General features: G+C 52.4%; 8 protein-coding genes, 2 tRNA genes and 4 rRNA genes. 10 read left to right on the top strand and 4 right to left on the bottom strand.

Translation table 11 applies throughout. The features are described 5' to 3' along the window. Nucleotides 1–17 precede the first annotated feature (17 nt). Genes O1724_RS20915 through O1724_RS20900 form a run of 4 tightly spaced genes read left to right on the top strand, consistent with a single transcriptional unit; the run spans nt 18 to nt 2205 of the window. Entirely contained in the window at nt 18–572 is a 555-nt protein-coding gene (locus O1724_RS20915; RefSeq protein ID WP_126297435.1) for a DNA topoisomerase family protein, read from the top strand. After that, nucleotides 565–1137: an L-threonylcarbamoyladenylate synthase type 1 TsaC gene (gene tsaC / locus O1724_RS20910; RefSeq protein ID WP_003863353.1), complete on the top strand. Its 573-nt coding sequence runs from the start codon at nt 565–567 to the stop codon at nt 1135–1137. The genes O1724_RS20915 and tsaC overlap by 8 nt, the downstream gene beginning before the upstream one ends. A gap of 4 nt (nt 1138–1141) precedes the next feature. Beyond that, on the top strand, nt 1142–1960 hold the full coding sequence (gene aroE, locus O1724_RS20905; RefSeq protein WP_022651938.1) for a shikimate dehydrogenase: 819 nt from the start codon (nt 1142–1144) through the stop codon (nt 1958–1960). Next, nucleotides 1957–2205 carry a DUF1488 family protein gene (locus tag O1724_RS20900; RefSeq protein WP_126297434.1) on the top strand — a complete coding sequence of 83 codons (249 nt, stop codon included), beginning with the start codon at nt 1957–1959 and terminating at the stop codon, nt 2203–2205. The genes aroE and O1724_RS20900 overlap by 4 nt, the downstream gene beginning before the upstream one ends. On the opposite strand, the gene O1724_RS20895 is transcribed toward O1724_RS20900, so the two are convergent. Then, a complete protein-coding gene (locus O1724_RS20895; RefSeq protein ID WP_003863357.1) occupies nt 2181–2735 on the bottom strand; it encodes a gamma carbonic anhydrase family protein in 555 nt (184 codons plus the stop codon). The genes O1724_RS20900 and O1724_RS20895 overlap by 25 nt on opposite strands. Before the next feature lie 477 nt (nt 2736–3212). Here O1724_RS20895 and O1724_RS20890 point away from each other — a divergent pair. The 6 genes from O1724_RS20890 (at nt 3213) to rrf (O1724_RS20865) (ending at nt 8433) form a co-directional block, all read left to right on the top strand. Beyond that, a 16S ribosomal RNA gene (locus tag O1724_RS20890) occupies nt 3213–4754 on the top strand. 84 nt (nt 4755–4838) lie between these two features. Then, a tRNA-Glu gene (locus O1724_RS20885) sits at nt 4839–4914 on the top strand. 182 nt (nt 4915–5096) lie between these two features. Continuing rightward, a 23S ribosomal RNA gene (locus O1724_RS20880) occupies nt 5097–7999 on the top strand. A gap of 69 nt (nt 8000–8068) precedes the next feature. Then, nucleotides 8069–8184: ribosomal RNA gene (rrf, locus tag O1724_RS20875) — 5S ribosomal RNA — on the top strand. Nucleotides 8185–8198: 14 nt separating this feature from the next. After that, a tRNA-Thr gene (locus tag O1724_RS20870) sits at nt 8199–8274 on the top strand. 43 nt (nt 8275–8317) lie between these two features. Next, nucleotides 8318–8433 (top strand): 5S ribosomal RNA (rrf, locus tag O1724_RS20865). The 16S, 23S and 5S rRNA genes sit together here with 2 tRNA genes alongside, the layout of an rRNA operon. A 340-nt stretch (nt 8434–8773) precedes the next feature. Here rrf (O1724_RS20865) and O1724_RS20860 read toward each other — a convergent pair. From O1724_RS20860 to O1724_RS20850, 3 genes are all read right to left on the bottom strand, one after another. After that, nucleotides 8774–8995 (bottom strand): lipoprotein, encoded by a 222-nt coding sequence (locus O1724_RS20860; protein WP_003860364.1) that lies wholly within the window; start codon nt 8993–8995, stop codon nt 8774–8776. Between the two features lie 248 nt (nt 8996–9243). Next, a complete protein-coding gene (locus tag O1724_RS20855) occupies nt 9244–12357 on the bottom strand; it encodes an efflux RND transporter permease subunit (protein WP_023314926.1) in 3114 nt (1037 codons plus the stop codon). Between the two features lie 11 nt (nt 12358–12368). Beyond that, complete coding sequence (locus O1724_RS20850; RefSeq protein WP_032660585.1) at nt 12369–13508, bottom strand: efflux RND transporter periplasmic adaptor subunit; 1140 nt, start codon at nt 13506–13508, stop codon at nt 12369–12371. Nucleotides 13509–13591: the final 83 nt, after the last annotated feature.

Below are 13591 nucleotides of genomic sequence, written 5' to 3'. Positions count from 1 at the left end.
CAGCAACAAGAGTTGTTATGGCCAAATCAGCACTCTTCACGGTGCATAAAAACGAGCCCTGCCCACAGTGTGGGGCTGAACTTGTCATTCGGTCCGGGAAACACGGTCCGTTTCTCGGTTGTTCACACTATCCGGAATGTGATTATGTCCGTTCCCTGAAGAGCCAGGCGGACGGACATATCGTCAAAATTCTGGAGGGACAGCTTTGTCCGCTCTGCGGCGGCGAACTGGCGCTGCGGCAGGGGCGGTTCGGGATGTTTATCGGATGCAGCCGCTACCCGGAATGTGATCATACGGAACAAATTGATAAACCAGATGAAACGGCAATTGCCTGCCCTCAGTGCCAGCGTGGTCAATTGGTGCAGCGCCGCTCTCGTTATGGCAAGACCTTCCATTCGTGCGATCGCTATCCTGAATGCCAGTTCGTTATCAATTTCAAACCAGTAGCGGGCGTCTGCCCTCATTGCGATTATCCGTTACTTATAGAAAAGAAAACCGCGCAAGGCTTGAAACGCTTTTGCGCCAATAAACAATGTGGAAAGCCGGTTTCGGCGGATCAAATCAGTGAATAATAACCTGCCATCAGGCTCCATCGCGCAGGCGGTGGAAATCCTGAAAAAAGAAGAAGTCATCGCCTATCCAACAGAAGCCGTTTTCGGGGTCGGGTGCGATCCTGACAGCGAAGTCGCCGTTAACCGTCTGCTGGCGCTAAAACAACGGCCTGTCGAAAAAGGATTGATTTTGATCGCTGCGAACTACGCGCAGCTTAAGCCTTATATTGATGATTCCATGCTGACGCCTGCACAGCGGGAAACCATTTTCTCTGCGTGGCCTGGTCCCGTGACGTTTGTTTTTCCTGCACAACCGACAACGCCGCGCTGGTTAACCGGGCGTTTCGATTCACTTGCGGTACGCGTTACCGACCATCCGCTGGTGGTGGAGTTATGCCAGGCATTTGGTAAACCTCTGGTTTCAACCAGCGCCAACCTGACCGGGCTTCCCCCCTGTCGGACAACCGAAGAAGTTCTGGCGCAGTTCGGGAGTGATTTCCCGGTAGCCGTCGGTGAAACCGGTGGCCGTCTTAACCCGTCAGAAATTCGCGATGCCTTGACCGGCGAACGTTTTCGCCAGGGATAATGTGATGGAAACCTATGCTGTTTTTGGTAACCCGATCGCGCACAGCAAGTCGCCTCTGATCCATCAGCTGTTTGCAGAGCAATTGCAGATAGATCACCCGTATGGTCGGGTTCTTGCGCCTGTTGATGCATTTATACCGACGCTGAATAACTTTTTTGATGCGGGTGGTAAAGGTGCGAACGTCACGGTGCCTTTTAAAGAAGAGGCTTTCGGGCGTGCAGATGAGCTGACCGAGCGTGCGTCGCTCGCTGGCGCCGTCAATACCCTTAAGCGGCTTGAAGATGGTCGCCTTCTTGGCGATAACACCGATGGCATTGGTTTACTCAGCGATCTGGAGCGACTGTCGTTTATTAAACCAGGCTTTCGGATCCTGCTGATCGGTGCGGGTGGCGCGTCGCGCGGTGTATTGCTTCCTCTTCTTTCGCTGGATTGTGCGGTGACAATCACCAACCGTACTTTCTCCAGAGCAGAAGAGCTGGCGGCGTTGTTCGCACACACAGGCAGCGTAGCTGCGGTAGCACTTGAGGATCTCGCGGGTCACGAATTTGATCTTGTGATTAATGCCACCTCAAGCGGTATTAATGGAGAGATCCCGGCGATTCCTGCATCCCTGGTTCATTCCCACATCTACGCCTATGACATGTTTTATCAAAAAGGGAAAACGCCATTTCTGACCTGGTGCGAACAACAGGGGGCAAAACATGTGGCTGATGGTCTGGGCATGCTGGTGGGGCAGGCGGCTCATGCGGTGCTACTCTGGCATGGCGTGTTACCTGCTGTAGAACCGGTGATCGAAAAGCTGAAACAGGAACTGATGGCATGAATCAGGCGATTCATTTTCCCGACAGAGAAATCTGGGATGAAAACAAGCAAGCGGTGTGTTTCCCGGTGCTGGTGCATGGAATGCAGCTCACCTTTGCGATTAAAGGGGAGACGTTGCTTCAGCGCTTTGGTGGTTCAGATCCGTTAGCGCTCTTTTGTGAAAATCGCTGGGATCTGGAAGAGGAAGCCAGCGATTTGATCCGCGTACAGCAGGAAGACGATCAGGGCTGGGTCTGGTTATCCTGATCCAGATAGTCATTCTTCCATTTAACGTAATTGTTCGCTGAGTATTTCAATCCTTCGATCTCCGCCTCTTTTAGGGGGCGGATCTGTTTAACCGGACTGCCTAAATAGAGATAGCCACTTTCCAGGCGTTTGTTTTGCGGAACTAGGCTTCCTGCGCCAATCATTACGTCATCTTCTACTATGACGCCATCCAGCAAAATCGATCCCATCCCAACGAGAACCCTGTTACCGATTGTGCAGCCGTGGAGCATTACTTTATGACCGACGGTAACATCTTCCCCAATGATGAGCGGATTGCCCTCAGGGTTATAAGATGATTTATGAGTCACATGCAGCACGCTGCCGTCCTGAATATTGGTGCGTGCACCGATTGCAACATAGTTAACATCGCCCCGGATCGCGACGAGTGGCCAGATGCTGACATCATCGGCCATGCGAACATCACCAATGACCACGCTGCTGGCATCGATCATCACGCGATCGCCTTTTTGGGGGAACAGATCTTTATAAGGACGTAATACTGCAAACATATCTACCTCGATACAGATGAGCGCTATTAAAGAAGACTTTGATCGTATTCCTGGATCGAGGCAAGGCAAAATGCGTCAATTTTTAAGCGGATCGGGTGGGTTTTCAGCGAAAAGCACGGAAAATCATCAGTTGGAAAAAAAGATCTAAAAAATACTTGTGCTAAAAACTGGGATCCCTATAATGCGCCTCCATCGACACGGCGGATGTGAATCACTTCACAAACAACCCGGTCGGTTGAAGAGAAAAAATCCTGAAAATCAGGGTTGACTCTGAAAGAGGAAAGCGTAATATACGCCACCTCGCGACAGAGCGCTGAAGCGCGTCGCAACTGCTCTTTAACAATTTATCAGACAATCTGTGTGGGCACTCAAAGTGACATGGATTCTTAACGTCCTCGGACGATAAATGAATACCAAGTCTCAACGAGTGAACACGTAATTCATTACGAAGTTTAATTCATTGAGCATCAAACTTTTAAATTGAAGAGTTTGATCATGGCTCAGATTGAACGCTGGCGGCAGGCCTAACACATGCAAGTCGAACGGTAACAGGAAGCAGCTTGCTGCTTCGCTGACGAGTGGCGGACGGGTGAGTAATGTCTGGGAAACTGCCTGATGGAGGGGGATAACTACTGGAAACGGTAGCTAATACCGCATAACGTCGCAAGACCAAAGAGGGGGACCTTCGGGCCTCTTGCCATCGGATGTGCCCAGATGGGATTAGCTAGTAGGTGGGGTAACGGCTCACCTAGGCGACGATCCCTAGCTGGTCTGAGAGGATGACCAGCCACACTGGAACTGAGACACGGTCCAGACTCCTACGGGAGGCAGCAGTGGGGAATATTGCACAATGGGCGCAAGCCTGATGCAGCCATGCCGCGTGTATGAAGAAGGCCTTCGGGTTGTAAAGTACTTTCAGCGGGGAGGAAGGCGTTGTGGTTAATAACCACAGCGATTGACGTTACCCGCAGAAGAAGCACCGGCTAACTCCGTGCCAGCAGCCGCGGTAATACGGAGGGTGCAAGCGTTAATCGGAATTACTGGGCGTAAAGCGCACGCAGGCGGTCTGTCAAGTCGGATGTGAAATCCCCGGGCTCAACCTGGGAACTGCATTCGAAACTGGCAGGCTAGAGTCTTGTAGAGGGGGGTAGAATTCCAGGTGTAGCGGTGAAATGCGTAGAGATCTGGAGGAATACCGGTGGCGAAGGCGGCCCCCTGGACAAAGACTGACGCTCAGGTGCGAAAGCGTGGGGAGCAAACAGGATTAGATACCCTGGTAGTCCACGCCGTAAACGATGTCGACTTGGAGGTTGTGCCCTTGAGGCGTGGCTTCCGGAGCTAACGCGTTAAGTCGACCGCCTGGGGAGTACGGCCGCAAGGTTAAAACTCAAATGAATTGACGGGGGCCCGCACAAGCGGTGGAGCATGTGGTTTAATTCGATGCAACGCGAAGAACCTTACCTACTCTTGACATCCAGAGAACTTAGCAGAGATGCTTTGGTGCCTTCGGGAACTCTGAGACAGGTGCTGCATGGCTGTCGTCAGCTCGTGTTGTGAAATGTTGGGTTAAGTCCCGCAACGAGCGCAACCCTTATCCTTTGTTGCCAGCGGTTAGGCCGGGAACTCAAAGGAGACTGCCAGTGATAAACTGGAGGAAGGTGGGGATGACGTCAAGTCATCATGGCCCTTACGAGTAGGGCTACACACGTGCTACAATGGCGCATACAAAGAGAAGCGACCTCGCGAGAGCAAGCGGACCTCATAAAGTGCGTCGTAGTCCGGATTGGAGTCTGCAACTCGACTCCATGAAGTCGGAATCGCTAGTAATCGTGGATCAGAATGCCACGGTGAATACGTTCCCGGGCCTTGTACACACCGCCCGTCACACCATGGGAGTGGGTTGCAAAAGAAGTAGGTAGCTTAACCTTCGGGAGGGCGCTTACCACTTTGTGATTCATGACTGGGGTGAAGTCGTAACAAGGTAACCGTAGGGGAACCTGCGGTTGGATCACCTCCTTACCTTAAAGAACCTGCCTTTGTAGTGTCCACACAGATTGTCTGATGAAAAGTAAATAGCAAGGCGTCTTGCGATTGAGACTGTACGTCCCCTTCGTCTAGAGGCCCAGGACACCGCCCTTTCACGGCGGTAACAGGGGTTCGAATCCCCTAGGGGACGCCACTTGCTGGTTCGTGAGTGAAAGTCACCTGCCGTCATATCTCAAAACTGACTTGCGAGTCACGTTTGAGATATTTGCTCTTTAAAAATCTGGATCAAGCTGAAAATTGAAACGACACACAGCTCATGTGTGTTCGAGTCTCTCAAATTTTCGCAATCAGAAGTGAAACATCTTCGGGTTGTGAGGTTAAGCGACTAAGCGTACACGGTGGATGCCCTGGCAGTCAGAGGCGATGAAGGACGTGCTAATCTGCGAAAAGCGCCGGCGAGGTGATATGAACCCTTGACCCGGCGATGTCCGAATGGGGAAACCCAGTGTGTTCCGACACACTATCGTTAACTGAATACATAGGTTAACGAGGCGAACCGGGGGAACTGAAACATCTAAGTACCCCGAGGAAAAGAAATCAACCGAGATTCCCCCAGTAGCGGCGAGCGAACGGGGAGCAGCCCGGAGTCTGAATCAGCTTGTGTGTTAGTGGAACGGTCTGGAAAGTCCGACGGTACAGGGTGATAGTCCCGTACACGAAAATGCACAGGTTGTGAACTCGAAGAGTAGGGCGGGACACGTGGTATCCTGTCTGAATATGGGGGGACCATCCTCCAAGGCTAAATACTCCTGACTGACCGATAGTGAACCAGTACCGTGAGGGAAAGGCGAAAAGAACCCCGGCGAGGGGAGTGAAAAAGAACCTGAAACCGTGTACGTACAAGCAGTGGGAGCACCTTCGGGTGTGACTGCGTACCTTTTGTATAATGGGTCAGCGACTTATATTCTGTAGCAAGGTTAACCGTATAGGGGAGCCGAAGGGAAACCGAGTCTTAACTGGGCGTTAAGTTGCAGGGTATAGACCCGAAACCCGGTGATCTAGCCATGGGCAGGTTGAAGGTTGGGTAACACTAACTGGAGGACCGAACCGACTAATGTTGAAAAATTAGCGGATGACCTGTGGCTGGGGGTGAAAGGCCAATCAAACCGGGAGATAGCTGGTTCTCCCCGAAAGCTATTTAGGTAGCGCCTCGTGAACTCATCTTCGGGGGTAGAGCACTGTTTCGGCTAGGGGGCCATCCCGGCTTACCAACCCGATGCAAACTACGAATACCGAAGAATGTTATCACGGGAGACACACGGCGGGTGCTAACGTCCGTCGTGAAGAGGGAAACAACCCAGACCGCCAGCTAAGGTCCCAAAGTCATGGTTAAGTGGGAAACGATGTGGGAAGGCACAGACAGCCAGGATGTTGGCTTAGAAGCAGCCATCATTTAAAGAAAGCGTAATAGCTCACTGGTCGAGTCGGCCTGCGCGGAAGATGTAACGGGGCTAAACCATGCACCGAAGCTGCGGCAGCGACACTATGTGTTGTTGGGTAGGGGAGCGTTCTGTAAGCCGTTGAAGGTGTGCTGTGAGGCATGCTGGAGGTATCAGAAGTGCGAATGCTGACATAAGTAACGATAAAGCGGGTGAAAAGCCCGCTCGCCGGAAGACCAAGGGTTCCTGTCCAACGTTAATCGGGGCAGGGTGAGTCGACCCCTAAGGCGAGGCCGAAAGGCGTAGTCGATGGGAAACAGGTTAATATTCCTGTACTTGGTGTTACTGCGAAGGGGGGACGGAGAAGGCTATGTCAGCCGGGCGACGGTTGTCCCGGTTTAAGCATGTAGGCGGAGGTTCCAGGTAAATCCGGTACCTTTTAACGCTGAGGTGTGATGACGAGGCACTACGGTGCTGAAGTGATAAATGCCCTGCTTCCAGGAAAAGCCTCTAAGCATCAGGTAACACGAAATCGTACCCCAAACCGACACAGGTGGTCAGGTAGAGAATACCAAGGCGCTTGAGAGAACTCGGGTGAAGGAACTAGGCAAAATGGTGCCGTAACTTCGGGAGAAGGCACGCTGATAGGTAGGTGAAGTCCCTGCGGACGGAGCTGAAATCAGTCGAAGATACCAGCTGGCTGCAACTGTTTATTAAAAACACAGCACTGTGCAAACACGAAAGTGGACGTATACGGTGTGACGCCTGCCCGGTGCCGGAAGGTTAATTGATGGGGTTAGCGGCAACGCGAAGCTCTTGATCGAAGCCCCGGTAAACGGCGGCCGTAACTATAACGGTCCTAAGGTAGCGAAATTCCTTGTCGGGTAAGTTCCGACCTGCACGAATGGCGTAATGATGGCCAGGCTGTCTCCACCCGAGACTCAGTGAAATTGAACTCGCTGTGAAGATGCAGTGTACCCGCGGCAAGACGGAAAGACCCCGTGAACCTTTACTATAGCTTGACACTGAACACTGGTCCTTGATGTGTAGGATAGGTGGGAGGCTTTGAAGCGTGGACGCCAGTCTGCGTGGAGCCATCCTTGAAATACCACCCTTTAATGGCTGGTGTTCTAACGTAGACCCGTGATCCGGGTTGCGGACAGTGTCTGGTGGGTAGTTTGACTGGGGCGGTCTCCTCCCAAAGAGTAACGGAGGAGCACGAAGGTTGGCTAATCCTGGTCGGACATCAGGAGGTTAGTGCAATGGCATAAGCCAGCTTGACTGCGAGCGTGACGGCGCGAGCAGGTGCGAAAGCAGGTCATAGTGATCCGGTGGTTCTGAATGGAAGGGCCATCGCTCAACGGATAAAAGGTACTCCGGGGATAACAGGCTGATACCGCCCAAGAGTTCATATCGACGGCGGTGTTTGGCACCTCGATGTCGGCTCATCACATCCTGGGGCTGAAGTAGGTCCCAAGGGTATGGCTGTTCGCCATTTAAAGTGGTACGCGAGCTGGGTTTAGAACGTCGTGAGACAGTTCGGTCCCTATCTGCCGTGGGCGCTGGAGAATTGAGGGGGGCTGCTCCTAGTACGAGAGGACCGGAGTGGACGCATCACTGGTGTTCGGGTTGTCATGCCAATGGCACTGCCCGGTAGCTAAATGCGGAAGAGATAAGTGCTGAAAGCATCTAAGCACGAAACTTGCCCCGAGATGAGTTCTCCCTGAGACTTTAAGTCTCCTGAAGGAACGTTGAAGACGACGACGTTGATAGGTCGGGTGTGTAAGCGCAGCGATGCGTTGAGCTAACCGATACTAATGAACCGTGAGGCTTAACCTTACAACGCCGAAGGTGTTTTGGCGAAGAGACAGACACGATTTTCAGCCTGATACAGATTAACAGAATTTGCCTGGCGGCTTTAGCGCGGTGGTCCCACCTGACCCCATGCCGAACTCAGAAGTGAAACGCCGTAGCGCCGATGGTAGTGTGGGGTCTCCCCATGTGAGAGTAGGGAACTGCCAGGCATCAAATTTAGCGTGCTGATATGGCTCAGTTGGTAGAGCGCACCCTTGGTAAGGGTGAGGTCCCCAGTTCGACTCTGGGTATCAGCACCACTTTATACTTAGGTTAAAGTTCGGCAAGAAGTAAAAGAATTTGTCTGGCGGCTTTAGCGCGGTGGTCCCACCTGACCCCATGCCGAACTCAGAAGTGAAACGCCGTAGCGCCGATGGTAGTGTGGGGTCTCCCCATGTGAGAGTAGGGAACTGCCAGACATCAAACAAGTAGAAAGGCCATCCGAAAGGATGGCCTTTTTGCGTTATATCTCCAGCTAAACCAATTCCCTCATTCGATGTTCTCACTGGTGCCGTTAATACCCTACGGACGTAGCGCTTTACCGTACTGAAACTGTAGTTGTGAAATGCATTCTGCTGGCTCGCAGTAGTGTTAAATGAATTAAATGTTATGCCAAATGCTGTACAGGTAAGGGATATAGCGAGGAGTAAGGTAGCGTATTGAATTTAATTAATATCTGATGTTATTTGCGATGGGGAATATACGTTTCTTATATCAGGCAAAAATAAAAGCGCGGCCATCGCCGCGCTTTTAGAAGCCTTATTTAGTGAGGGCGACAATACCGAGTGTCAGGCCAGCGATTGCCGCGGCGCCACCAGCAATCGCACCTGCTGTTTCCCAGTTATCCTGGGTAGTGCCCTTCATACAGGTATTGGTGTGAACCAGTCGCCCCTGATCGTCGTATACCGGTACACATGGGGAATCGTGCGCGCAACCAGCAAGCAGCGCAGCGAGAAGTGCAACGGAAAGGAATCTTTTCATGATGTTACCTCAATATGATCGCCTATTCGCTAAAGAGCCGATGCGGCAATTAACGAATCGATGATTATTTTACCACCGCACTAATACCATGCAGCACGTGGAATAATCTCAATTTGTGTGGATTGTAAAAATTATGAAGAAAAAAGCGCGGGCAGTAATTATTAATGGAGGAAATGTGAAGAGGGGATGTGTTTTTACATTGTTTTCAGGAAATAAAAAAGGCACCTGAGGTGCCTTTATGATTTTCATTAATCCTTGTGCTTTGTAAATCGTCTCCGGACAACCACAAAGAAAACAGGAACAAAGAATATGGCCAACAGGGTGGCTGAGAGCATCCCGCCCATCACGCCCGTCCCGACCGCATTTTGTGCACCACTACCTGCACCGCTGCTGATGACCAGAGGCATAACACCAAGGATGAATGCCAGGGAAGTCATCAGGATAGGACGCAGACGCATACGCGAGGCTTCAAGCGTGGCTTCGATAATCCCTTTGCCTTCTTTATCCATGAGATCTTTGGCGAACTCAACGATCAGTATGGCGTTCTTGGCTGATAAACCAATTGTTGTAAGCAGACCAACCTGGAAGTAAACGTCATTGTTCAGCCCTCGCATTGATGCAGCCAGAAGCGCACCGATCACCCCCAGAGGCACAACCAGCATGACCGAGAATGGAATTGACCAGCTTTCATAGAGAGCCGCCAGACACAGGAACACCACAATAAGTGAAATGGCGTACAGCGCCGGAGCCTGATTCCCGGAAAGTCGTTCCTGATAAGACATCCCCGTCCAGTCGTAGCCGATGCCGGACGGCAGTTTTGACGCAAGGTTTTCCATCAGCGCCATTGCCTCACCGGTACTTTTGCCTGGTGCAGACTCACCGAGGATCTCCATTGATGGCATCCCATTGTAACGTTCCAGACGCGGTGAACCGTACACCCAGTGAGAGCTGCTAAAGGCAGAGAAAGGCACCATTTCGCCGTTAGCGCTACGCACATACAGGCCGTTAATGTCTCCGGGTAGCATACGGAAGCGAGCATCAGCCTGGACATAAACTTTTTTCACCCGTCCGTGATCGATAAAGTCGTTCACATAGGTGCCACCCAGGGCTGTTGAAATAGTCTGATTGACGTCAGACACGCTCACACCCAGCGCCTGTGCCTTCTCCTGATCGACGTCCAGCTTGAACTGTGGCGTATCTTCCAGTCCGTTAGGACGCACGCGGACCAGTAAGTCAGGATGTTCTCTCACCATGCCCAGCAGCTGGTTACGCGCCTGCGTTAACTGCGTATGTCCCAGGTTTGCCTGGTCTATCAGTTCAAAGTCAAAGCCTGTTGCGGTACCCAGTTCAATAATGGCAGGCAGGTTAAACGGAAATACAAGGCCGTCTTTGATCTGGCTGAACGCTTTCGTCGCGCGGCTGACAATCGCCTCAACGCCGTTTTCCTTGCCCGGACGCTCTTCCCATGGCTTCAGGCTGACGAAAGCGATACCGGAGTTCTGACCCTGTCCGCTAAAACTAAACCCGTTTACGGTAAAGACCGATTCAACGTTCGCTTTCTCTTTCGTCAGGTAATAATCCTGAACCTGATCGAGTACCTGCTGGGTACGCATCTGCGTCGCCCCTGCCGGCAACTGAACCATCGTCATAAACACACCCTGATCCTCTTCCGGCAGGAAGGAGGAAGGCAGGCGCAGGAACAGAACTGCCATGCCGCCGACGATGATGACGTAAACCAGCAGATAGCGGCCGGTCTTACGTAAAATGCCGCTCACGCTGTTGCTGTAGTGCTCCACACTCTTATCAAAGAGCGCGTTAAACCAGCCGAAGAAACCACCTTTCTTTTCATGATGTTCGCTGGAAACCGGTTTGAGCAGCGTTGCACAAAGAGCAGGCGTTAATATCAACGCCACCAGTACCGACAAGGCCATCGCGGAGACAATGGTCAGCGAGAACTGGCGATAGATAGCCCCGGTTGAACCACCAAAGAATGCCATCGGAATAAATACCGCCGAAAGCACCATGGCAATGCCCACCAGAGCGCCCTGGATTTGCTCCATTGACTTCTGCGTCGCCTCTTTTGGCGGCAGCTTGTCCTCAACCATGACGCGTTCTACGTTCTCGACTACCACGATGGCGTCATCGACGAGAAGACCTATCGCCAATACCATCCCGAACATCGTCAGGGTGTTTATGGAGAACCCGAACGCAGCCAGTACCGCAAAGGTGCCCAGTAACACCACGGGAACGGCGATAGTGGGAATAAGCGTTGCCCGCAGGTTTTGCAGGAACAGGTACATCACCAGGAACACGAGAACAATCGCTTCAAACAGCGTCTTCACCACTTCATGGATGGAGATCTTCACGAAAGGTGTGGTGTCGTACGGATACACGACTTTCAGACCCTGAGGGAAGAAGGGCTGCAACTGCGCCAGTTTACTCTTGATGGCGGCAGCGGTATCCAGCGCGTTTGCGCCAGTCGCCAGCTTGATCCCCAGCCCCGTTGCTGCCTGGCCATTGATTTTGGTGACCATGTTGTAGTTTTCGCCACCCAGCTCAATGCGTGCCACATCTTTCAGGTGGACCATTGAACCGTCCTGGTTCACCTTCAGCGTCACACGACCAAACTCCTCCGGCGATTTCAAGCGTGTTTGAGCAATAATTGAGGCGTTCAGTTGCTGCCCTGGTACGGACGGCGTTCCTCCCAACTGGCCCGCAGCAATCTGGTCGTTCTGTGTTTTCAGCTGGTTAATGATATCCAGCGGCGTGAGCTGATATTTGTTCATCGCGTTGCTGTCCAGCCAGATGCGCATTGCATACTGGGCACCGAACAGTTGCACGTCACCGACGCCGGAAGTACGGCTGATCGCATCTTTTACGTTAGAAGCGACATAGTCGGAGATATCATCCTGCGTGAGATTTTTATTGTCCGACACAAAGCCTGCAACCAGCAGGAAGCTGCTGCTGGATTTCTCCACGCCAATCCCCTGCTGCTGCACTTCTTGCGGCAGCAGCGGCATGGCGAGCTGGAGTTTGTTCTGAACCTGCACCTGCGCGATATCAGGATCCGTACCCGACTCGAACGTCAGCGTAATGGTGACGTTACCGGCGGAATCACTGGTGGACGACATGTACATCAAATTATCGATACCGTTCATGTTCTGTTCGATAACCTGAGTTACGGTGTCCTGTACCGTCTGGGCATCAGCGCCAGGGTAGGTTGCTGTCACCGCCACCGCTGGCGGCGCAATGGTCGGATATTGCGCCACCGGCAGTTTTAAAATGGCCAGCCCGCCCGCAATCATCAGAATGATGGCGAGTACCCAGGCGAAAACAGGCCGTTGAATAAAGAAATTAGCCATGTCGTTATTCCTTAACTGGCTGGAGTCGCGGCGGTATCAGGAATAGCCACGACGGTAACGCCAGGGCGAACTTTTTGCAGGCCGCTGATAATGACGCGGTCGCCGTTTTTCAGGCCTTCCGTGATCAGCCAGCGATCGCCAATCGCCTGCGGTGCAACGACAGTGCGCGATTCCACCTGGTTTTTATCGTTTACCACAAGCACAGTGGCATCCCCGCGCGGTGTACGGGTTACCCCCTGCTGGGGAACAAGAATGGCATCAGGTTGTGTACCTTCGTCAATGCGTGCACGGACAAACATACCCGGTAACAGCATATGCTGAGGGTTAGGGAAGAGGGCGCGAAGGGTGATTGAGCCGGTACTTTCATCTACCGTGACATCAGAGAACTGGAGCGTTCCTTTCAGTGGATAAGGCTGGCCATTTTCCATCAGCAACTCGACGCTGCTGGTGTCTCCCTTTTGCAGGCTCGTCTGCTGCTTCAGACGCATAAAATCGCTGCTGGATTGCGTCACATCGACATAAATGGGATCGAGCTGCTGAACCGTCGCCAGTGCAGTCGACTGACCATTAGTAACCAACGCCCCTTCGGTGACGCTGGATTTACCTATACGCCCGTTGATTGGGGATGTGACTTTGGTATAAGCCAGGTTGATCCGCGCGCTTTCAACGCCAGCCTTCGCGGCAACGACGCTCGCATCCGCCTGCTGGGCGGTTGCCACCGCCTGATCGTACTCCTGCTTGCTCACATATTGCGTACCGACCAGCGGAACGTAACGTTTCACCGTCAGATGAGCGATATTGGCCGCCGCCTGTGCTTTTACCAGTTCACCTTTCGCATTGTCGTAGGCTGCCTGATACGTGGCCGGATCGATCTGATAAAGGGATTCACCCGCTTTGACGTCGCTGCCTTCGGTAAAATTACGGTGCAGAATGATACCACTTACCTGGGGACGAACCTCCGCAACACGATACGCGTCAGTTCTGCCAGGCAATTCTGTCTTTACGGCCAGTGGCGCGCTTTTAACAATATGAACACTGACCTGAGGAGCTTGCGCATGCTGCTGTGGGTTTTCTTGCCCATCGCACCCGGTAAGCAGCGCGGCACAGACAATGAAACCGGATAAGGGTAAGCATCTGAAGTGATTCGTCATTACTGTTCCTTAAACTACCCCTGAACCGATATTTGTCATGAATCGGTGAAAGGGTGTGAGGCAAAAAAAGAAATGTAGCTGCG

The sequence above is a fragment of the Enterobacter cloacae complex sp. HYC074_NIDB genome, from assembly GCF_056673345.1.
The sequence above is the reverse complement of the archived record's forward strand: the minus strand, read 5'-3'. Positions and strand labels throughout refer to the sequence as shown.

What these genes read in the sequence shown, in the direction of transcription:
- O1724_RS20915 (WP_126297435.1), top strand. Translation starts at nt 18, where the DNA reads ATGGCCAAATCAGCACTCTTCACGGTGCATAAAAACGAGCCCTGCCCA.
- aroE (WP_022651938.1), top strand. Translation starts at nt 1,142, where the DNA reads ATGGAAACCTATGCTGTTTTTGGTAACCCGATCGCGCACAGCAAGTCG.
- O1724_RS20900 (WP_126297434.1), top strand. Translation starts at nt 1,957, where the DNA reads ATGAATCAGGCGATTCATTTTCCCGACAGAGAAATCTGGGATGAAAAC.
- O1724_RS20895 (WP_003863357.1), bottom strand. Translation starts at nt 2,735, where the DNA reads ATGTTTGCAGTATTACGTCCTTATAAAGATCTGTTCCCCCAAAAAGGC.
- O1724_RS20860 (WP_003860364.1), bottom strand. Translation starts at nt 8,995, where the DNA reads ATGAAAAGATTCCTTTCCGTTGCACTTCTCGCTGCGCTGCTTGCTGGT.
- O1724_RS20855 (WP_023314926.1), bottom strand. Translation starts at nt 12,357, where the DNA reads ATGGCTAATTTCTTTATTCAACGGCCTGTTTTCGCCTGGGTACTCGCC.
- O1724_RS20850 (WP_032660585.1), bottom strand. Translation starts at nt 13,508, where the DNA reads ATGACGAATCACTTCAGATGCTTACCCTTATCCGGTTTCATTGTCTGT.